Raw genomic sequence first — 22,077 nt, forward strand, 5'->3', positions numbered from 1 at the left:
TCCATGAAGCAGTCTTTACAGCTAAAGCTCGGTCAACAATTAACCATGACCCCACAACTGCAGCAAGCCATTCGCTTGCTGCAGCTTTCGACGCTGGATTTAAAGCAGGAAATTCACGAATTTCTTGAATCTAATCCATTACTCGAGCTAGACGATGACGAAACCACATCGCCTGAACTTCCCACTAGCATTGAAGCAAAAACGGACACCGAAACCAATAAGGACAACAATCTCAATGATAATGAATCAGGCGAAGAAGCACGTTTAGAATCCGAGTGGACAGAAAGCATCCCTGAAGAACTCTCCATTGATAGTAATTGGGATGACACTTATCAAAGTTCTGCGGCGGTCAGTGATTCCAATAGTTTTGACAATGAAATGGACTTCGAAAGCCGCAACGCCCCGGCTGAAAGCATTCAAGACCATTTGATCTGGCAATTGAACCTCACTCACATGTCCGATCGAGACCTGGAAATTGCTTACGCTATTGTGGATTGTGTTCAACCCGATGGGTATTTAAGCACCACGCTAGAAGACATTTTAGAATCTTTAAGCTTGGACCTTGAAGAGCTCGAGCTAGATGAGATTCACGCCGTACAACACAGATTACAAAGGTTTGATCCTATTGGCGTATGCTCAACCGACCTACGCGATTGCCTACTGGTTCAATTTGAAGCGTTTCAGGATCACCCTCTTTATAAAAGCACACAAAATCTGATTAGCCATTATCTACCTCTTTTAGGCAGCCGAGACTTTGTCCAACTAAGTCGCAAAACCAAGCTAAAAGACGAAGCGTTAAAAGAAGTCATTCATCTAATCCAACAACTTAACCCTCGACCTGGCTCCGCCATCGATGAAGACGATACGGATTATGTGATTCCTGATGTTTCAGTCAAAAAACGCAACGGCACCTGGCAGGTTGAGTTAAATAACGACGCTTTACCACCTATTAAAATCAATGAAACCTACTCTGCCATGGCAAATACCGCGTCAACGGCAGAAGATGTCAGCTATATTAAAAACTCTCTACAAGAAGCCAAATGGTTCATGAAGAGTTTACAAAGCCGTAATGAAACACTGTTAAAAGTCGCTAGCTGCATTGTCAGTCGACAAATTGATTTCTTTGAATTAGGTGAAGAAGCCATGAAACCCATGGTTCTTCATGATGTTGCGGAAGAAGTTGGGATGCACGAATCAACGATCTCACGTGTCACCACGCAAAAATATATGCACACACCAAAAGGCATTTTTGAGCTGAAATTCTTCTTCTCCAGCCATGTAAACACCGCTTCTGGTGGCGAATGTTCTTCCACCGCGATTCGAGCTATGATTAAAAAGTTGGTCGCCGATGAACCTGCTAAAAAACCGTTAAGCGATAACAAATTGGCCACCATTTTAGCCGATCAAGGCATTCAAGTTGCACGACGAACCGTTGCAAAATATCGAGAGGCGATGAACATCCCTCCTTCAAATGAACGTAAAAGATTGATTTAACAGGTATAAAGTTATCATGCCATTAAACTCACTAGTAAAAGCCGAACTCGTACTTGCCAAACAAGACATTGTCAGCAAAAAGCGCGTTCTAGAAAGCTTAGCCGAGATCACCTCCAATCGCTTGCACTGCGACAATGAAGCTGTGTATGACGCGTTATTAGGCCGTGAAAAATTAGGCAGTACAGGCATTGGTAATGGCATTGCCATTCCTCATTGTCGCTTGGAATCCGCCAATCATACTGCGATCGTGGTGATGTCGTTACAAACACCTATCGACTTTGATTCAATTGATAAACAGCCTGTGGATTTGATTTTTGCCCTCATCGTACCTCCGAATGAATGCGATCATCATTTATCTACCTTGGCACAAATTGCTGAATTAGCTCAGTCACCAGACGCTTTAGCCAAGCTGCGTGCCGCACAGAGTAATGAAGACTTATATATCAGCTTTGAATCATTAATTTAAGGAGCACAGCATGCAGGAAGAAACCATCACCATCATTAACAAGCTTGGTCTGCATGCTCGCGCCGCTGGCAAGCTCGTTGAAACCACTTCTCGCTTCTCTTGCGACATCACCATTGAAAAAGAAGGCCGTAATGTTGATGGTAAAAGCATCATGGCCATGATGATGTTAGCCGCTGGAAAAGGCACTGAAATTCTCATCAAAACCAATGGTGAAGACGAAGAAGACGCAATTAAAGCCGTCGTTGAATTAATTAACAATCGTTTTGGCGAAGACGAGTAATACTCGATGTCAGAAAAAACGTTAAGTCATCTGCAAACGGTATCGGAGTCCCTCGAGTCTGGTGCCACGATGCAGATCAGATATTTGCTTAACGGTGCACTGCCAGCACAAGACGTCGCACGCTTACTTGAATCCTCCCCACCAAAAGAACGAAAACTTCTTTGGGAGCTAATCGATTCTAATAATGAAGGTGAAGTACTCCAATATCTAACGGAAGACATTGGTGTACAGTTCATGAAAGAAATGGATACAGAACGATTGGTTGCTGTATCCGAACATTTTGAAAGTGATGACCTAGCCGATTTATTACAACACTTACCAGAAACGATTGTAAAAGAAGTTCTGTCCTCCATGACCGCCCAGGACAGAACCCGAGTAGAAGCACTATTAAGCTACTCTGAAGATTCTGCTGGCGGTTTGATGAACACGGATACCATCACCATTCGACCCAACATTACAGTTGATATTGTGTTCCGCTACTTACGTCGCCACTCTAGCCTTCCAGACATGACAGACAACCTACTTGTTGTCAGTCGCTCTGATCGCCTTCTAGGCACCTTAACACTGACCAAATTGTTAGTCAGTGATCCTGAAAACACAGTACGCGATATTATGGACACCGACTGCACCGTTATTAATGCCGACACCCCAGCCAGTGAAGTCGCTCAATTGTTTGAGAAGATGGACTTAGTGTCTGCCCCTGTTATTGATGGCGACAGCAAGAAACTATTAGGTCGTATTACCATTGATGACGTGGTCGACGTTATTCGCGATGAAGCTGAACACTCTATGTTAAGTATGGCGGGCCTCGACGATGATGAAGATACCTTCTCTCCCATTTTGAAAACCACCAAACGACGTGCTGTTTGGCTTGGCATAAATCTTATTACTGCTTTTATCGCCTCTTATGTTATAGGCCTATTCCAGAACACCCTAGACCAAGTGGTTGCCCTAGCGATTTTAATGCCAATTGTCGCCAGCATGGGCGGCATAGCCGGATCTCAGGTGCTCACCTTGGTCATTCGCGGCATCGCCCTCAATCAAATTGGCTCGACCAATGCCAAATGGCTACTCAATCGAGAATTGATTGTGGGCATGATTAACGGCCTACTCTGGGCCAGTGTTATCGCAGCATTAACGGCCATCTGGTTTGACAACGTAAAGATTGCCTATATCATTGCAGGCGCGACCATTATTAATCTATTGTTTGCTGCAACAACAGGTACATTATTACCAATCTTCTTAAAAAAGATTGGTATCGATCCCGCTTTAGCGGGCAGTGTAATTTTGACTACCGTGACCGATGTGGTTGGATTCTTATCTTTCCTCGGACTCGCGACTATTTTTCTTGTATAGGTTCCCATGACAGATTTTGATCAATTCGAAAACGAAGAAGACATCCCTAAGAGCAAAACTCAGATCAAGCGCGAAATGGAAGCCTTGCAAGAGATCGGCAAAAAGCTATTGAAGCTTAGTAAGAATCAGCAAAAGAAAGTTCCTATGTCCGACACTCTAAGGGATGCTCTAGCCGAAGCCGATCGTATCAAGCACCACGAAGCCACCAGAAGACATTTACAGTACATTGGCAAGGTGATGCGTACGGAAGACTATGAAGCAATTGATCAACGCATTGCTTTGTTTGACTCGACTTCAGCGGCCTACAATAAACTCTTCCATCAACTGGAAATAAAGCGTGATGCTTTAATCGGAGAAAACAGCAAAGAAGAGCTATCAAACTATCTGGCCGATCACCCTGAAATCCAAGACATTCAGTTACTACGTCAATTAATTCGTCAATCACAAAAAGAAATGTCACAAGAAGGCAAAACAACCAATCGCAAAAAGCTCTTCCGCTTTTTACGCGAAACCGAAGAAAAGCGTCTTGGTTTAAGCGAATAACACTTTTTCGAAAGCATTTCGAAAAACAACTAAAAAGCTCGCTTTGATGCCATCAAAGCGAGCTTTTTTATGATCTATACTGGGCAATCGATTCTATAAGCGTCGATGCGATAGACAAGGCATCTTGTCTCGACATTTTATCAAATCCGATTTGTGGATTTGCTGTACAAAGTAACCCGGCTCTTCGGACAAAGACAATTGTTTATCACCGAAAGGCGAATATAGACTACTGTGCCCGTATGTTTGACGTTTCTCATTATGCCAACCACATTGATTCACGCCCAATACAAAACATTGATTTTCTATCGCACGAGCCGCTAACAACGTTGCCCAGTGAGCTTTTCCGGTAACATACGTAAACGCCGCGGGTACCAATAACAATTCAGCTCCCTGTTCTGCGAGTTGACGATAGAGTTCAGGAAAGCGTACGTCATAACAAATACTTAACCCGACCTTAAAGCCATCAACATCCACTACTTTTGGTAATAGATCACCGGGTTCAATCACCTCAGACTCCAGATAAGAACCCGCTTTGTCATCGACTGTGACATCAAACAAATGAATTTTATCGTACCTCTCCAGCAAGCTTCCATCCGGCCCTATCACCCACAAGGTTTGACGAACTCGTCCAGAAGAGATCGTCTCACCAGACTCCGTTTGAATAGATGGATGTGAACCAATCACCAAAAAAATATCCAACTCTTTCGCCAATTCAGAGACGTCTGTCAATATTTGCTGCTGAACATCAGACTCTGCTAGACGGCGCATCCCTTTACCATCGAACAAAAACACGTTTTCAGGCAAGACTACCAGACGAGCACCATCTTTAGCGGCCGCCGTCACTAAGCGTTTTACTTCTAACAGATTTTCATGCCAGGTATTACTGCTGGTCAATTGAATAGCGGCAACAGATAAGCTTTCCATTAATTTCACCTTTCTTCTTTTGACTTATAGCGTACCGGCGTCATTTCCGGATCACTAAATGAACCCTTCACCTGATATTGAACACTGGTAACTTTTGAAATTTGATCACCAATAAGTTTATCGGTAATGAACAATAACCCTGCCAATTGTGGGGTCCCCCAAATCAACCCAGCCAAAGGCAAGGTACCCGAAATTGGAAAGGTCGCCGTTAAGGTCTCGTCCAATGTTTCCTCAACAATATTGGCCGTACCGGACAAATACAATTCAGCGGCTGGAGAAATGATTGAAACCGGTGTTTTGGTTCTTAACACACCGTCATTCAATAACATTTCCCCTTTAAACTCATCATAAGTTAAACCAGGCTCATAAACATCAGAGAAGTCCAATGTTAAGCGTCGACTTAAAGCCCCTATATTAAAAATCCCCAATGCTTTCAAAAAGGCTGGCAACTCATCCACCGTACTAAAATTTCCATCTTCGGCCGCGAATGCAATGCGACCCGTTACCGACTCTCGGTCAAAATGGAATGGATGACCACGCCAACTTAAGGCCACATTAATGTTAAACGAGTCAGATGACACGAACGCTTCATTTGAAAATTTGCCAGTCAACTCGGCCAGATCCTTACCCTTAGTGTCGACAATAAATTCTACGTTCGAACTTGGCCCTGTATCCTGCCAAAACAAACTGGCGTTAAAATGACCTGTTTTCAACTTCGTTGAGATAGGATCTAACCTCAACGTATTGCCTTGTTTAGTTACTTTTAACTGCCAATCACCATAAGGCTTTCCATTTAAATACAACTCATCCACAGACAAGGTCATATTAGGCACATCTTTCGCAGCAATTGGTGCCCGATCCGCTTCATCAAAAGCATCAGCGCTCTTATCGTTTGGAGTTTTACCATCAACAGGAAGCTCGTCATCTTCTGCAAAGCGCCAGCTGAGAAAACCAAAATGCAAATCCGGCTGACCATTTATATCTCGCAAGACAAAATCTACTTCATCAGCATTGACCATCAACGCCTGATTTTGTGATTCATCATAACGGACTTTAAGGTTATTCCAGTGGTTACTTTCATTTACTTCAACGTGATCGACAATCAAATCTACTTCTGAAAGCCAACTCGGTAACCCAGACTTCTCCTCCTTAGACGCCATCCATTTCTTATGCACACCAAACATAATACCCTGCCACGAGGAGACAGACAGATCCGCGAGCTCACCTCTTACGACTAGACCTTTAGGAATGGTTTTGGCGAAAGGCACTACCTTAGTCGCACTTAATAATAATTCTCCGCCCGTAAAGCCACCTTTCTGTAACAAGAAACGTCCCTGAGAAAGCCCTTCATAATCAAAATCTACCACCAAATCTTGTTGATGCTGCATTAATGTAACGTCTAGCAATTTGCTTTCCATAGCAGCCTTCCCGATGGGCGCTGGCAATGACAATTCAGTTCCCTGTAAATCACTTTTAATATTAAGATCCACTTGCCCATCTTGCGATTGATTCACGGCCAATTTACCACTGTAGTGAGTAGAGCCAGATATTTGATCAATCAAAATATCAGGGAGTTTATGCCATTGAGCAATTTGCTGTAGCTGAACCTCACCTGATAGATCCCCCAAAACGGACATTCCTTGCTCAGACTCTACCGAAGACAAGGTTAAATACGATTGGCCGCCAAATAACATGGCATTGAACTCGGAGCCTAATAACCCCGTTTTTGGGTCGTAATTGAGTTGGCCTTTTTCAATTTCCAGAGATAAACCAATATCACCAATGGTCAACGGATTCTGGGCAAAATCCACCTGTAAATTTACTTTAGGCTCAAGCTGGCCATTAAACGGAATCGAGACATCGAATTGTCCACGAACCCCCCCCATCAATTGCCAGTTTTCAAAAGGTTTCAAAACAGAGTCAGCCAGGGGACTGGCAGACAGCATAGAAAGAATCTTTTGCGAATCGTCCTGCACTTCGCCCTTGATATTCAACCAATCCGCCTTACCGCTTACAACGGGGACAGAAATAGCAAGGTTAGACATAGGCAAGCTTTGCATCATAGCTGAATCAACTCGTACAAGAACACCAGATTTGTCTAATTCTAAATGACCCTGAACCGCGTTTGCGGTAGGCCAATTTTTATCAAAGGTTAAAGACAGGTTACGGGCATCCATTTGAAGTCGAACATGAGAATCATAATTATCCGACAAATTACTGTGTATCAGAACATCGAAACTGTCCACCTGCCCTTGATTCGCAAAGGATTCCCCTAACCATTGGTATAACTCTTTATTAAGGACATTGGGAGGCACATAGGTTAATCGATCCATCACCGGAAGATTATCACCATGCAAATCCAACGCAATCCAATCAGGCAATCCTCTACGTACTTCGAGACGAAAACCACCTTGTACCTGAGCCCCATTTCGCTCAATCATTAAATCTTGCCCAGCCACCAAATAAATATCTTGTTGTTTCTGCCAACGAACATAACCGGATACAGATTGGGTTAACCAAGTATCATCATAAAGCTCATCGAAGGACAATTGGCTATCATGACCAATGAAGTCAATGTAACCACTGGTATCCGACAATCCAAACACGGCATTCACATTATTGGCTTTAGGAATACCATCATGACCCTCAACAGAAGCCGACACCAAATTGGTTACCAATTCAAAATGTGGAACATCCTCACTAAAATCTATCTCCAGACGACCATTTTTGGCCACGCCTCGTGGCGACAAGCCCGATAGAATCTTATATGCCCGAGTATCCTCCGGTAATAATTGTGCTGCTAACCCATTCATCAACTCAAGATTGACCTGATCGAAGGACAGGCTTGCCCGATTGGTTAACTCAGACCAATTAATCAATAAGTCTGTGGCAGCATCAGACGGTCCATTTGGACGAGTAAACGCTAGATCTTGAACCTCTACCTTTAAGCTCGGCTGGTCCAACTTAAATTGCAAATTGGCTGAGCCAGACACTCGATATGCATCACCGTTTTGAAAACCTAGCTGCAAATCCGTTGATTCCAACTGAGCAGAAAAGTCTTTACCAACCAATGCATTTAACCAGATGTCGCCACCGAACCGAGCCGATTTCAGTGTGGGTAAAGCATCAGCCAGTAGCGCCGATACCGGTAGGTCGACAACAGGCATTTTTATCGCAGCATTGACGCGATAATGCCCCAAAAAACCTAAAGGCTCTTCAATTCGCGCATTAACTTGAAAAGGTTCCTTGCCATCGTCCAAATAAAATTTGGAGGTTAACAATGATTCAAATTGTTTTTGAAAGAGATAAATCTCAGGAAAGGTAACACGATGAAAACCTAAGCGTTCACTGTGTAATTGCAGGCGCGCCTGTTGAATGGAAAAGTTCTTCTGAGCCGATAAATAGCCTAACACCCTTTCTAGGCCAATCTCGTCATTCGCTTGCTGCTTTGCCTCTGCACCGTTTAATCGCCATTGTCCTTCAGATTCCTGTAAGGAAACCGAAGGCTTAACAAACCGAATATAGGTAAATTGAGGTTGAAAAGAGAGCAAAGAATGAATCGTATCAATACGCACACGAACTTCATCAATATCAATCGCTGGCGTACCATTTGCCACCAATCGAAAGTCTGATACCGAAAAGATCGGATCAACTCCCTCTAACGCACCATCAACCTGCCCTAAACTGACGGGATAGCCCGTTATTTGCGTAAGGTTGCGCTCGATTTGAGGACGATAACTGTCCAAATACGGAAGCAAATAACCAACACTTGAAGCAAACACGGCAAGTATGACGGAAAATGTGACAAGCCCCCAAAAACAAAACAGGGTTAGCCTGCGAAATATCCAACTCATGTTAAAAGGCCATTCAATTAGCGAAGCACAACATCATATTGATCTTGCGTATAGACTGAGTCAACCTGAAAACGAATGGTTTTGCCAATGAAGGCCTCCAATTCAGCCACGGCAGCACTTTCTTCATCTAAGAATCGTTCGACAACAGCAGTAGATGCCAACACAGTATAAGTCTGTGAATCATAAGCACGATCTGCACGCAAAATTTCACGAAATACTTCATAGCAAACCGTTTCAGGGGTCTTCACCAATCCGCTGCCACGACAGGCTCGACAAGGTTCACACAGGGTTTGGCCAAGGCTCTCACGGGTTCGTTTACGGGTCATCTCGACTAAACCGAGCTCAGACACACCCGTAATTTTCGTTTTCGCGTGATCTGTATCCAACACCTTCTCAAGCATGCGCAAGACTTGTCGCTTATGCTCTTCATCTTCCATATCAATGAAGTCGATAATGATAATACCACCAAGGTTTCTAAGCCGTAATTGACGACCAATAGCGGTTGCCGCTTCTAAATTGGTTTTATAGATGGTTTCTTCAAGATTTCGGCTGCCGACAAACGCCCCAGTATTAACATCAATCGTGGTCATTGATTCAGTTTGTTCGACTAACAAATACCCACCCGACTTAAGCTGGACTTTACGATCTAAGGCTTTGTGTATCTCATCTTCAACACTGTATAGGTCAAAAATGGGACGCTCACCAGGATAATACTCAATCCGTCCAACCAACTCTGGAATAAAGTCATCCGCAAACGAGCGCAATTTAGCGTAATTCTCTTTTGAATCTATGCGAATTTTTTCGGTCGTTAGGCTAACCAAGTCTCGCATTGTACGAAGGTGCAAAGGTAGATCTTCGTATATAACGGACGGGGCTTTGGCATTTTTCATACGACGCTTTACGGATTGCCAAAGACGCGTAAGGAACTTGATGTCCGCTAGAATCTCTTCCTCTCCCGCCCTTTCAGCCGCGGTCCGTAAAATATAGCCGCTGTTTTCATCCGCGTCGGTCAAAGCTTCAGAGACTAATTGCTTAAGACGATCACGCTCCTGCTCATCTTCAATTCGTTGACTCACTCCAACGTGGGATTGATCTGGCATATAGACCAAATAGCGAGACGGGATAGAAAGATGGGTGGTTAAACGTGCGCCCTTACTGCTAATCGGATCCTTTGTGACCTGCACAACCAATGACTGACCTTCGCGAAGATAATCACCTATTTGGTCACTCGGATTCACAGCATCTCGATCAGCGACTTCGGAAACATGAATAAAGGCGGCACGCTCTAAACCAATATCAACAAAAGCAGCCTGCATTCCTGGCAAAACCCGAACCACTTTACCCTGATAAATATTACCGACAATGCCCTTACGACTAGAACGCTCAATGTAGACTTCTTGCAATACCCCATTTTCAACGAGGGCAACTCGAATTTCCATGGGAGTGACATTTATGAGTACGTCTTCACTCATGAGACATCTCCTCTAAAGAATGAATTCCAAATTGTGACAAGATCTGCGCGCATTCAAACAAAGGCAAGCCCACGACCGCCGAATAGGAACCTTGCATCGACTCAACAAACACAGCACCATGCCCCTGAATCGCATAAGACCCAGCTTTATCTTGTGGCTCACCACTACGCCAGTATTGCTCTATTTCAAGGTCAGAAATAGCGCGAAACCTCACCTTAGTATCAACACAAGTAGACACCAGATGCTCACCGGATAAATTCATAAGACACAATGACGTCATAACTCGATGCTCGCGCCCTGATAATAAGCGCAGCATGCACTTAGCTTCATCAAGGTTAGCAGGCTTGCCTAAAATTTGCTGATCGACAACCACGCTGGTGTCTGATGCAACAAAAATAACGGAAGACTGAGGAGGAGTATGAAAAACAGAAGGGAATTTAGCGGCAGCAGCAATGGCTTTTTCTTCCGCCATTCTTAACACGTAATTTTGTGGTGACTCCTGAACCCAAGGGGTTTCGTCTATATCCGCTGGCAGGACCTCAAACTCTCTCACTAAGAGACTTAACAGCTCTTTTCTTCTGGGGGAGGCCGAGGCCAATACAAGCATAAAAAATCCTATTAATACTACCTAATGGAGTAAATGCGCCGTACACTGCGTAAAATAATGAAAGACCAAGGCCATAGCAGACCTGTGATAACAGCAGGCATAAAAATTAACAAGGTGGGCTCAGCATACCCCAAATAGTGGTCAATCCAAAAATCAACCAACTGATTAATACTCACTAAAACAGCAACAAAAACACCTTGCTGCCAACGGTGATACATTCTCAGCCTTTGGTAAAACAGAGCACAAGTATAAGAAATAATGACATAGGTTAAAGAATGCTGGCCAATAATACCGCCTTGCAGTAAATCTACCATCAACCCCAGAATCCATGCCAAGCCGACTCCAACTCGGAAAGGCAAAGCGATTACCCAATATAAAATCACCAAGAGTGCCCATTCAGGACGAAACCACAAAAACTCTTCAGGAAAAGGAATCGCTTCTAACATCAAAGCGGTCAACAAGGTAATCATAAAGACTACTAACGGTTTCATTATCGCCCTGCCTCAGGTTTTTCAATTAACATCACATGTCGACTTCGACCTAACTGAGCCAGAGGAACCACATCAACACTAGCGTAAGATTGACCCGATAGTAATTTGACGCTTTTTACAACGCCTACAGGGTAACCACGTGGAAAGCGTTTATCTAATCCGGACGTGGTTAATACATCACCTTTTTTAATATCGATCGATCGAGGCACGCTTAACAACTCCATGCGCTTCAAATCCCCTGTTCCCTTGAGGATGCCGCGAAAGCCGGTTCGAGCAAGCTGCACAGGGACAAAATGACTGGCATCCGCAATCAATAAGACTCGACTACTGTAAGCGGCCGTTTCAATCACTTGACCCAGCACACCGGTGGCATCTAAAACCGGCTGACCAACATAGGCTCCGGACGAAAAGCCTTTATCAATCATGATTCGATGACTGTAGGCATTCTGATCAAAGCCAATCACCTCAGCCATAACGATCTTTTCATCGACCCGTTGCGAAGCGTCCAACAGTTCCCGCAATCGCACATTTTCAGCTTGTAAAGACTCAAGTCGTTGCTGCTTACTGCGCAAGACCAAAACCTCAGACAGTAATTCCTGATTCTCTTTCACCAAGGCTTCGCGACTTTCTAAATGCTCGCCAGCCCAGTAAAAGATTTTCTTTGGCGCATTCACTACTTCCTGTATCGGCGTCACAATTAGACTCAAATAAGGTCTCACTTGTGAGAACACAGCATAGCGAACATCAGCAACAATCATGACAATAGACAAAATAACAAGCACTACAAATCGAGCGCTTGATATCTTACCGCCAAAAAGAAGCGAATTATTAATGTGAAGCTCCTAACCTTTACTCGTTATCAGCAGTAAAAAGCTCAGAGGCATGCTTATCCATTAATTCCATTGCCATACCGCCACCACGAGCAACACAAGTCAATGGATCATCAGCAATAATCACAGGCAAGCCAGTTTCTTCACTAATCAAACGATCCAGTTCACGAAGCAAAGCTCCACCACCGGTTAACACTAAACCCGTTTCACCGATATCGGCAGCCAATTCAGGTGGAGACTGCTCCAATACACCTTTTACGGCTTGAACGATTTGCGCTAATGGCTCTTGTAGCGCTTCCAAGATCTCATTGCTGTTTAACACAAAAGAACGCGGGATACCTTCTGCAAGATTACGGCCGCGAACGTCAATTTGCAGCTCTTCGCCTGTCGCATACGCTATGCCAATTTCTTTCTTGATACGCTCAGCGGTTGCATCACCAATCAAGCTGCCATATTGACGACGCACATAAGTGGTAATGGCTTCATCAAAACGGTCACCACCAACACGAATGGATTCAGACGTTACGATACCGTTTAAAGAAATAATGGCGATTTCCGTCGTACCACCACCGATATCAATGACCATAGAACCAGATGCTTCCGCAACGGGAAGGCCTGCACCAATCGCCGCTGCCATTGGTTCTTCTATGATATACACTTCGCGTGCACCAGCACCGAGTGCAGACTCTTTAATTGCACGACGCTCCACTTGAGTAGATTTGCAAGGTACACAAACCAACACGCGCGGGCTTGGCTTTAAAAAACTGTTTTCGTGTACTTTTGAAATAAAGTACTGCAGCATTTTTTCTGTTACATGGAAATCTGCAATGACGCCATCTTTCATTGGTCGAATCGCAGTAATGTTACCAGGCGTACGACCTAACATGCGCTTAGCATCCGTTCCCACAGAAGCAACTGTCTTTTGATTTCCGTTATGACGAATAGCAACCACCGAAGGCTCATCAAGAACAATTCCGCGATCACGAACGTAAATAAGGGTATTTGCCGTTCCTAGGTCAATAGACAAATCGCTTGAAAACATTCCCCTGATTTTCTTAAACATGAATTATTACACCCTAATAAATACGATACGAACAGCTACAAAATGTAACAATCACTTGAGCAATGGGCAAGCGATTCCAGTCAAATAATAAAAAACTTCTAATGAATCAATCCAAAACTAGAATATCAGCCTGTGTTTTCAAATAAAACTCGATTTTTCACTGAGTTAGCTTTATAGGCATGCAACTAAAGGATACAATCAAAACATTTACGACAATCGAAAGAATCAGGTGGAACATGTCCATAGACAAACAAGACGTGCAGAAAATTGCACACTTGGCTCGCCTTGCCTTAACTGAGGCAGATGCCGAACAATACCAGCAATCACTTTCCAGCGTTTTATCTCTCGTTGAACAAATGCAATCGGTTGATACTGATGGCATCGACCCTCTGTCAAATCCCCTTGAAATGACACAACGTTTACGTGAGGACTTGGTAACCGAAGAAAATCGCCGCGACGACTTTCTAGCCAATGCACCGCAAACTGAAGCGGGGCTATTCCTCGTACCTAAAGTGATTGATTAAGAGAGACCAGCATGTTTGACCAAAGCATCTCGACTTTAGCCGCACAATTGCGCAACAAAGACATCTCCAGCGTAGAACTGACACGCTATTTTTTAGACCGAATCACTAAGCTTGACCCTCAGCTTAATAGCTACATCACCCTCAGTGAAGAAGTAGCACTCAAGCAAGCGGCGAATGCGGATACGCAAATTCAAAACGGCGCGGCCAGCTTACTAACGGGCATCCCTATTGCTCATAAAGATTTATTCTGTACTGCAGGAACACTAACTACTTGCGGCTCAAAAATGCTGAACAATTTCATCCCGCCTTACGAGTCAACCGTTACCAGCCGACTACAAGATGCTGGCGCCGTCATGTTGGGTAAGACTAACATGGACGAATTCGCCATGGGGTCTTCCAATGAAAACAGCCACTATGGTGCAGTTAAAAACCCTTGGAACCAAGACACGGTTCCAGGCGGCTCTTCTGGTGGTTCAGCGGCAGCCGTTGCCGCAGGCTTAGCCATTGCCGCAACCGGCACCGACACTGGTGGATCCATTCGCCAACCAGCCTCATTTTGCGGCATCACAGGCTTAAAACCCACCTATGGTCGTGTGTCTCGTTTCGGCATGATTGCTTATGCTTCAAGCCTTGACCAAGCAGGTCCAATGGCCAAAAGCGCTGAAGACTGTGCACACCTTATGCAAGCCATGGCAGGGTTTGACGATAAAGATTCAACTTCGTCCGAAACGGCCAATGATGATTACCTAAGCAACCTAAACACACCTTTAACCGGCCTAAAAATCGGCCTACCAAAAGAATATTTTGGCGAGGGCCTAGACACAGGTGTGGCAGATGTCATTATGACAGCCGTAAAAGAGTTTGAAAAACTTGGTGCAGAAGTCAAAGAGATCTCTCTACCAAACCTTAATCTAAGCATTCCGTCCTATTATGTAATCGCACCATCGGAAGCCTCTTCTAACTTGTCACGTTTTGACGGTGTGCGTTTTGGGCATCGATGTGAAGCCCCAAAAGATTTGCTTGATATGTATATGCGCTCACGTGCAGAAGGCTTTGGCCAAGAAGTACAAAAACGCATCATGGTCGGTACGTATGCTTTATCAGAAGGCTACTATGACGCCTACTACCTTAAAGCACAAAAAATCCGTCGCCTGATCAAAAATGATTTCACCAATGCACTGAAACAAGTGGATGTCATCATGGGACCTGTTGCACCAACAACGGCATTTGGCTTAGGCAGCAAAACCAATGACCCAGTTGCTATGTATCTTGAAGACATTTACACCTTGTCTGTTAACTTGGCGGGCATTCCTGCCATGTCTATTCCTGCCGGCTTCTCAAACCAAATGCCAGTTGGCCTGCAAATCATGGGCAACTACTTTGCCGAAGCCAAACTATTGAACGTAGCACACCAGTACCAGCAAAACACAGACTGGCATAGACAAACACCTGCTATGGCAAAAGGAGCATAAAGATGAATTGGGAAGTTGTTATTGGCCTTGAGATTCATACCCAGCTCTCAACCAAATCAAAACTGTTTTCTGGTGCCGCTGTGGGCTTTGGCGCCGAGCCAAACACACAAACCACCCTAGTCGATCTCGGCATGCCTGGCGCATTACCGGTATTTAACAAAGAAGCACTGCGTATGGCCGTTATGTTTGGTCATGCCATCAATGCTGAAATTGGCATGACGTCCGTGTTCGCACGCAAGAACTACTTTTATCCAGACCTTCCTAAAGGCTACCAAACCAGCCAGATGGATCACCCTATTGTCGGTAAAGGCTACCTTGACGTCACATTGGATGATGGTACCACCAGTCGCGTTGGCATCACTCGAGCACACCTTGAAGAAGATGCCGGTAAGTCACTCCATGAAGACTTTCATGGCATGACCGGCATCGACTTGAATCGCTCTAGTACACCACTATTGGAAATTGTTTCAGAGCCAGACATTCGCTCCGCAAAAGAAGCCGTTGCTTACGTTAAAATGATTCATTCCATTGTCACCTACTTAGGCATTTGCGATGGCAACATGGCCGAAGGCTCAATGCGCTGCGACATTAACTTGTCACTGCGCCCTAAAGGCCAAAAAGAGTTTGGCACCCGTACCGAAATCAAGAACGTAAACTCTTTCCGCTTTATAGAAAAAGCCATCTACACTGAAATTGAACGCCAATCAGACATTCTAGAAGATGGCGGCAAGATCACCCAAGAAACCCGCTTGTACGATCCTGAAAAGAATGAAACTCGTAGCATGCGCTCAAAAGAAGACGCCAACGACTATCGCTACTTCCCTTGCCCAGATTTACTACCTATTGAGCTAACGCCAAAATACGTAGAGGACATTAAAAACACATTACCAGAATTACCCATTCAAAAAGCAGCCCGCTTCCAAAGCGAATACAAGCTGAGTGAGTACGACGCTAATGTACTTTCCTCCTCACGTGCCATGGCTGATTATTTCGAAACAGCGAACAGCCAAGTAAAGGACGCCAAATTGACAGCCAACTGGGTCATGGGTGAGCTCAGCAAAACCCTTAACCAAGAACAGCTTGATATTGCGCAATCCACTGTTTCAGCCCAAGCTTTTGGCGAGCTATTAGTTCGCATTAAAGACAACACAATCAATGGCAAAACAGCCAAAGATGTGTTTCAAGCTATGTGGCTAGGCGAAGGCTCTGCCGATCAGATCATAGACGCAAAAGGCTTAAAACAGGTTACCGACACTGGCGCCATTGAAAGCATGATTCAAACCATTCTAGACGCCAATCAAGCTCAGGTAGAGCAGTATCGTGCTGCTGACGAAGACAAGCAAAAGAAAATGATAGGTTTCTTCGTCGGACAAGTCATGAAAGCCTCTCAAGGTAAAGCCAATCCTGGCATCGTCAACCCTATCTTGGCGAAAATGCTAAAAGGCTAACCCCCTTCCCTGAAAGCAAAAACGCCGCTCATGATGAGCGGCGTTTTTTATGACCATCAAAAATCAATTAGTGACGATTTGATCCCGCCCCAGGCGTTTTGCTTCATACAAGTTATCGTCCGCAATTTTAAGCGCTGTCTCCAAGGAATCAAAACCCTTTCCACACACACCAATACTACATGTGACTTTAATCTTAGCCTCCGTAAATTCTTTTTCACGAATCCCCTCTAAAAAGCGCTCTAACTTAGGCATTAACGCATCAACGGGCTCGTTTGCAGCAACACAAAACTCCTCTCCACCAAAACGACATGCCAGAAAATCTGGAAAATGTACCATGACTTCCTGAGCAACGGCCTGCAATAGATCGTCTCCCACCGCATGACCATAGGTATCATTTATCTTCTTAAAGTGATCTAAATCCAACATGGCCAAGGAAGCCTCAGGAATCGATTTACGGAACATTCGCTCACCATCATCAAATAAATAACGACGGTTTTGTAACTTAGTCAAAGGATCAATATTGGCTAGTTCACGTATTGTCTCTAGCATCTCTTGAGCTTCCAAGTTATGCACTACTCGACAATGAAACTCTTCATGATAAAAAGGCTTCTTCAAGAAATCATTCGCCCCAGCCTTAATAAATTTAGCGGACAAAGAATTGTCCCCCTCGGCCGACAAACCAATAATGACAAGGTCCTGAAAGCGTGCATTATGTCGAAGCATACGAACCAAATCGTAACCGTTAATATGCGGCATATTATAATCTGTGATGAGCATGCGAATACTGTCATCCGACTCTAGTTTGGCTAATGCTTCCTGACCATCTTCAGCTTCAATCACATTAAAACGATATTGTTCTAGCAATATCTTAATAAATAAACGGCTAGTCGAAGAGTCTTCCGCCACCAATACTTTCACGTTTTGATTTTTTCTAAGTCGCTCAACCACTTTAATAACATGATTGAATGAATAACGACTATCTTTGGTGATGTAATCCAGCACACCTTTATTTAGCAAACTCAATCTTTGATCGTCATCAAAGTTGCCCGTCAATACAACACAAGGAATGTGATGCGACAGGACCAAATCGACAATTTCACCATTTTCAGCATCAGGTAAGTTCAAATCGACTATGGCCGCAAAAAACTCAATCCCCGACGTTTCTATCTTCGTCTGCGCTTCTTCATAGTTTGAGCATAAGACAGGTATGAAATTGGGGTTTTGAGACAACAAATGATTCAGTACCTTTAAGACAACAGGGCTATCTTCCACCACCAACACCTTGAGCTCATCAGATACCATCAATCTACCTACTCCAAAAGACACACAAATTTTCACTTAATTTTTGAATTATCCCCTATGACCCACCAATCCGATACTCTAAAATGGCAGAGCAGAGTATCAATTTGTAAATACTCCCATATCTTTACACTATCTAGTTACAATACAGGTTACTAAACATGCAATGTCGGTCTGGTTGTGGTGCTTGCTGCACAGCGCCATCTATTAGCTCAGCCATACCCGGTATGCCAAACGGCAAGGCGGCAGGAGAAACCTGCGTCCAGCTTCTAGACGATTTCCGCTGCGCCATTTTTAACGATCCAGCCAGACCAAAAGTTTGCGCTACATTTATGCCCGATGAAGACATCTGTGGCAATACAAGAGAAGAGGCGTTAAGCATTATCTCCATTTTAGAAGATGATACCGCTTTCTTAAAGAGTTCACCGTCAAGGAAAACCATATGAAATCCCTAAAGCAGTTTGTTTCTGTTTTCTGCCTAGGCTTACTTTTAAGCGCTTGTTCCTCTCAAAGCAACAAGCCACAATTTGTAATAGACCCACCCAGCGAGGCGCAAATCGCCACCAGTGTCAAAGAGCAAGTTTCTTTGACACTCAATGCTTTCACTCCTGTCGCAGGACAGGCTTTACCAAATAACTCAGTATTGACCGCTTATAAAGCAAGAGGCTATGAACCTGTTTGGATTAAAAACAAGACCATCGACATGTCAATTTATAAGCTTGTCGACATTCTACAAGAATCCCATACTCATGGTCTGAACCCAATTCATTACCATACTGACATCATAAAAAACTATCTTGAATTAAAACAGCCAAGCTCTCAGCAACTCGCCGAAATGGACGTGATCGCTACCATCGCGCTCACTAGCTATGCTCATGATTTAAGCAATGGCCGTTATGAACCTTTGCTGATTGATCCAAACTGGCAGCTAGACGCACCAAATAATAACTGGAAAGATTTACTGTATCTTGATTCAGCCGCCAGCATGGTTAATTTTTTACCCTTGCTCGCACCACGCAGTCCGCAATATCAAGTTCTACAGAAATGGCTGGTTTATTATCAAGACCTTGCGGCAAAAGAAAAAGACATCTTAGTGGAAGCTGGTGTCCCACTCTCGCTCGGAGATGAAGGACCACGTGTTGCTCAACTTAGAGCAAGACTAGTACAACTCGGTGATATTCGTTTTTCCACCCGAAAAGTACAAGAAGATCGATTTGATGCTCGATTGAAAAAAGCATTACGAAATTTCCAACGTCGTCATCACCTAATCGCAGATGGCTCGGCAGGCTCAAAAACCATTGAAATGCTCAATGTATCACTGACCGCTAGAGCAAAGCAGATTGCTTACAACCTTGAAAGATGGCGCTGGCTACCGAGCGAACTTGAGGCCAATCGAATCTGGGTCGATTTAACCAATTACACTGTTGATATGCACCTCAATGGCGAACTGACCTCGATGAAGGTAGTGATAGGCAAGCCCGAGCGAAAAACACCTGTGTTTAAAGGCCTAATGACTTACATGGTGACCAACCCAACTTGGCGTGTCCCCCATCGCATCGCCAGAGAGAACTTACTGCCTAAACTGCAGTCAGACCCAAATTATTTACTAAAACACGGTTACAAGGTCTATTCAAGCTGGAGCATTGGAGCAAAGGAGCTTGATTCGACGAAAATCGACTGGAAGAACATTAACCCCGAAAAACTCACGTATCGTTTTGAGCAAGAGCCAGATGAAGGTAATGCTCTGGGTCAATTCAAGTTTATGTTTCCAAATAAAAACGAGATCTACTTGCACGACACACCAGCGAAACACTTATTCAGAGAAAGAGACCGAGCCTTCAGTTCCGGTTGCGTTCGCTTAGAAGACCCGCATGAGTTCGCCAAGCAAATCACCAAAGGCTCCAAGTCCTATAATGAAATGCTCAACAAACTAAAAAGCCATTCCAACAGCGTGGTGTCATTGCCAAGCTACATTCCCGTTTACTTGGTGTACTTTACCGTTGTGCCAAACGCAAATGGCATGCCTGAATTCCGCAGTGATGTGTATCAGCGTGACAGCCTAATGGAAGAAGCAATGGGCTACATTGCCTTCAAGCCAAACGAATCTATCTAATCAAAAAAGCGCGAGTAAGGGTTGTTCCTTACTCGCGCTCTTCTTATTCTGCTAAGTTAATGACGCTTACTACTTCACCATAACGCAGACCGTCACTTCTTCACGATCATGATATAAGTGTTTAACCTGATATTCATATCTTACCTTGGACTTTTTAAGCAATGCTTCCATATTGGCCAAGCACAAACTGACTTCTTGATAGCGCTTTTTCATCGGCAATTTTAAGTTAAACACCGCTCGACGAGTAAAACCTCTTGCTAACCAATTTGCCATCAGATCCGCTACTTTGACAGGCCTTTCCACCATATCACACACTAACCAATCGACCGTTTGCGGAGGCTCAAACTTAAAACCATCGGCCTTCTCATGCTGCACCAAGCCGGTCGACATAAGCTCCTTTTGCATCGGGCCATTATCAACCGCTATCACGTGAATACCACGCTTAACAAACTGATAAGTCCAACCACCTGGTGCTGCCCCAAGATCCACTGCCGTCATGCCCTCAATCAGATCATCTTGCAGCGTCTGCTGAGGCACAAATTGAAGGAAAGCCTCTTCCAGTTTGAGGGTGGAACGACTTGGTCCTGCCGCTGGAAAACGCAAGCGCCTAATTCCCATAGGAAATTCACTACGACAAGCGGCATAAGACACACCAAGGTAAGCCGACTGTCCATCCAGCATAAACACATGATGACGAACTCCGACGGCTTTTTTCCTCAGTACACCTGAACGCTTCCAACCTTCTCGCAAAGGCTTATCTAATTTCTTGATAAGCCCCGAAAGCGATTTGGCCTCATTCGTATCCGCTGTTTCAATGCAAATATCCTCTGCCAAGGGCAACTCTCTGGCCGCTTCAAGTAAGGATTCGACTCGACCGCCTTGCTCTAAAGATAAAAGATCATTTGCGGCAATAATCTGACGAGCAAAAATAATACGATTAAAGTTCAACTGCTGAATCAAGCTTTCACCAGCATCTTCTTGTTCAAAGCAAAACACCACATAGCCAGAATTGGCTTCTAATTTAGCGTAACCATAAAAGCCCTTACTGGCAGCTAAATCAGACAACTCAGCGGCACAATCTTTCTCAAAACCAGATCGGCAATAGGCAATAATATTTTTCATTCAACTTCCTTCTTGATTAGGCGCAGCTAACCAAGTATTAATTAATGTTTGGTTTGTGGCCACTTAAGTTGAGCCTCAACAAAATGTTTCACCACATGGTCCAATAAAACGGAACTAAAATGCTCCCCGACAGAGGGAGCAACTTGATAACAAACTGATTCGCCGCGCCATTCAAAAGCGACCGTATAAGCATGTAAGTAGCCTCGATCCGCGGACTCACCGCCATACCGCTCATCACCCAAAATAGGAGCAGCCACACTTTTTAAAGCGACTCGAATTTGATGTGTCTTCCCCGTCAAAGGTCTTAGCCAAAACAGTCTTTTGCCTTCTATATAAGTCGAAAAAAACTGCGTAACAGCTAGGTTGTCTTGCTCTTTTGTTAGCTTCCATTGACCCCTACGGCTTGTCTTCATACCACCAGCAATCGTGCCTTGTTTTTTATTTGGCTTACGCACCGACAACGCAAGATAGCGTTTTTCAATCTTGTGTTGACTGAATAACTCACCAAACAAAACGGCTGCCTCTTTAGTACAAGCAACCAACAATACTCCCGAGGTCATTTTATCGAGTCGATGAACGGGATAAAAATCGCAATCTGGATAATTCTGATGTAAAGACTCCATGACCCCCATCGATTCAGACTCAGCATGAAAACTCATCCCGGCGGGTTTTTCGATCACCCAGTAATCCACACAAGTATGTATTATTTTGAGCAAGAA

The 22,077-nt window shown here is 44.2% G+C and carries 20 protein-coding genes; 9 read left to right on the plus strand and 11 right to left on the minus strand.

What is annotated here, in order from left to right:
* The first annotated feature begins 3 nt into the window (after nt 1-3).
* From MAR181_RS10100 to yjgA, 5 genes are read left to right on the plus strand one after another with little or no spacing between them, the layout of a single operon-like run.
* Entirely contained in the window at nt 4-1,494 is a 1,491-nt protein-coding gene (locus tag MAR181_RS10100) for an RNA polymerase factor sigma-54 (protein ID WP_013796492.1), read from the plus strand.
* 16 nt (nt 1,495-1,510) lie between these two features.
* Nucleotides 1,511-1,960 carry a PTS IIA-like nitrogen regulatory protein PtsN gene (gene ptsN / locus MAR181_RS10105; protein ID WP_013796493.1) on the plus strand — a complete coding sequence of 150 codons (450 nt, stop codon included), beginning with the start codon at nt 1,511-1,513 and terminating at the stop codon, nt 1,958-1,960.
* A gap of 10 nt (nt 1,961-1,970) precedes the next feature.
* Nucleotides 1,971-2,240, plus strand: coding sequence for an HPr family phosphocarrier protein (locus tag MAR181_RS10110; protein WP_013796494.1), 270 nt, complete (start codon nt 1,971-1,973; stop codon nt 2,238-2,240).
* A gap of 6 nt (nt 2,241-2,246) precedes the next feature.
* Complete coding sequence (mgtE, locus tag MAR181_RS10115; protein WP_013796495.1) at nt 2,247-3,596, plus strand: magnesium transporter; 1,350 nt, start codon at nt 2,247-2,249, stop codon at nt 3,594-3,596.
* A 6-nt stretch (nt 3,597-3,602) separates the two neighbouring features.
* Complete coding sequence (gene yjgA / locus MAR181_RS10120) at nt 3,603-4,139, plus strand: ribosome biogenesis factor YjgA (RefSeq protein ID WP_013796496.1); 537 nt, start codon at nt 3,603-3,605, stop codon at nt 4,137-4,139.
* Between the two features lie 93 nt (nt 4,140-4,232).
* Here yjgA and MAR181_RS10125 read toward each other — a convergent pair whose 3' ends face one another.
* The 7 genes from MAR181_RS10125 to MAR181_RS10155 form a co-directional block, all read right to left on the minus strand.
* Nucleotides 4,233-5,063 (minus strand): carbon-nitrogen hydrolase family protein, encoded by an 831-nt coding sequence (locus MAR181_RS10125; protein WP_013796497.1) that lies wholly within the window; start codon nt 5,061-5,063, stop codon nt 4,233-4,235.
* A gap of 5 nt (nt 5,064-5,068) precedes the next feature.
* On the minus strand, nt 5,069-8,917 hold the full coding sequence (locus tag MAR181_RS10130; RefSeq protein ID WP_013796498.1) for a YhdP family protein: 3,849 nt from the start codon (nt 8,915-8,917) through the stop codon (nt 5,069-5,071).
* A 17-nt stretch (nt 8,918-8,934) separates the two neighbouring features.
* The gene (gene rng / locus MAR181_RS10135) at nt 8,935-10,389 is read right to left on the minus strand and encodes a ribonuclease G (RefSeq protein ID WP_013796499.1); all 1,455 of its coding nucleotides are present in this window, start codon (nt 10,387-10,389) and stop codon (nt 8,935-8,937) included.
* Nucleotides 10,382-10,996 (minus strand): Maf family protein, encoded by a 615-nt coding sequence (locus MAR181_RS10140; RefSeq protein WP_013796500.1) that lies wholly within the window; start codon nt 10,994-10,996, stop codon nt 10,382-10,384. Before MAR181_RS10140 ends, rng begins: the two co-directional genes overlap by 8 nt.
* A gap of 17 nt (nt 10,997-11,013) precedes the next feature.
* Nucleotides 11,014-11,487: a rod shape-determining protein MreD gene (gene mreD / locus MAR181_RS10145; protein ID WP_013796501.1), complete on the minus strand. Its 474-nt coding sequence runs from the start codon at nt 11,485-11,487 to the stop codon at nt 11,014-11,016.
* Nucleotides 11,487-12,269: a rod shape-determining protein MreC gene (mreC, locus tag MAR181_RS10150; protein ID WP_041651285.1), complete on the minus strand. Its 783-nt coding sequence runs from the start codon at nt 12,267-12,269 to the stop codon at nt 11,487-11,489. Before mreC ends, mreD begins: the two co-directional genes overlap by 1 nt.
* Before the next feature lie 67 nt (nt 12,270-12,336).
* Complete coding sequence (locus tag MAR181_RS10155) at nt 12,337-13,380, minus strand: rod shape-determining protein (protein WP_013796503.1); 1,044 nt, start codon at nt 13,378-13,380, stop codon at nt 12,337-12,339.
* A gap of 236 nt (nt 13,381-13,616) precedes the next feature.
* Here MAR181_RS10155 and gatC point away from each other — a divergent pair, with 236 nt between their 5' ends.
* Genes gatC through gatB form a run of 3 tightly spaced genes read left to right on the plus strand, consistent with a single transcriptional unit; the run spans nt 13,617 to nt 16,824 of the window.
* On the plus strand, nt 13,617-13,904 hold the full coding sequence (gatC, locus tag MAR181_RS10160; RefSeq protein WP_013796504.1) for an Asp-tRNA(Asn)/Glu-tRNA(Gln) amidotransferase subunit GatC: 288 nt from the start codon (nt 13,617-13,619) through the stop codon (nt 13,902-13,904).
* A gap of 11 nt (nt 13,905-13,915) precedes the next feature.
* Nucleotides 13,916-15,376, plus strand: coding sequence for an Asp-tRNA(Asn)/Glu-tRNA(Gln) amidotransferase subunit GatA (gene gatA, locus MAR181_RS10165; protein WP_013796505.1), 1,461 nt, complete (start codon nt 13,916-13,918; stop codon nt 15,374-15,376).
* A 2-nt stretch (nt 15,377-15,378) separates the two neighbouring features.
* Complete coding sequence (gatB, locus tag MAR181_RS10170) at nt 15,379-16,824, plus strand: Asp-tRNA(Asn)/Glu-tRNA(Gln) amidotransferase subunit GatB (RefSeq protein WP_013796506.1); 1,446 nt, start codon at nt 15,379-15,381, stop codon at nt 16,822-16,824.
* Nucleotides 16,825-16,887: 63 nt separating this feature from the next.
* On the opposite strand, the gene MAR181_RS10175 is transcribed toward gatB, so the two are convergent.
* The gene (locus MAR181_RS10175; RefSeq protein ID WP_013796507.1) at nt 16,888-18,126 is read right to left on the minus strand and encodes a GGDEF domain-containing response regulator; all 1,239 of its coding nucleotides are present in this window, start codon (nt 18,124-18,126) and stop codon (nt 16,888-16,890) included.
* 133 nt (nt 18,127-18,259) lie between these two features.
* Entirely contained in the window at nt 18,260-18,565 is a 306-nt protein-coding gene (locus tag MAR181_RS18750; protein ID WP_049782719.1) for a hypothetical protein, read from the minus strand.
* Between MAR181_RS18750 and MAR181_RS10185 the strand changes: the two genes are divergently transcribed.
* Nucleotides 18,566-20,236 (plus strand): L,D-transpeptidase family protein, encoded by a 1,671-nt coding sequence (locus tag MAR181_RS10185; RefSeq protein ID WP_013796509.1) that lies wholly within the window; start codon nt 18,566-18,568, stop codon nt 20,234-20,236.
* 69 nt (nt 20,237-20,305) lie between these two features.
* Here MAR181_RS10185 and rlmM read toward each other — a convergent pair whose 3' ends face one another.
* Together rlmM and MAR181_RS10195 are read right to left on the minus strand one after the other, a co-directional pair.
* Nucleotides 20,306-21,358, minus strand: coding sequence for a 23S rRNA (cytidine(2498)-2'-O)-methyltransferase RlmM (gene rlmM, locus MAR181_RS10190; protein ID WP_013796510.1), 1,053 nt, complete (start codon nt 21,356-21,358; stop codon nt 20,306-20,308).
* Between the two features lie 41 nt (nt 21,359-21,399).
* Nucleotides 21,400-22,074 (minus strand): TIGR01621 family pseudouridine synthase, encoded by a 675-nt coding sequence (locus tag MAR181_RS10195; RefSeq protein WP_013796511.1) that lies wholly within the window; start codon nt 22,072-22,074, stop codon nt 21,400-21,402.
* Nucleotides 22,075-22,077 lie beyond the last annotated feature (3 nt).

It is taken from the genome of Marinomonas posidonica IVIA-Po-181 (genome assembly GCF_000214215.1).
Lineage (GTDB): Bacteria > Pseudomonadota > Gammaproteobacteria > Pseudomonadales > Marinomonadaceae > Marinomonas > Marinomonas posidonica.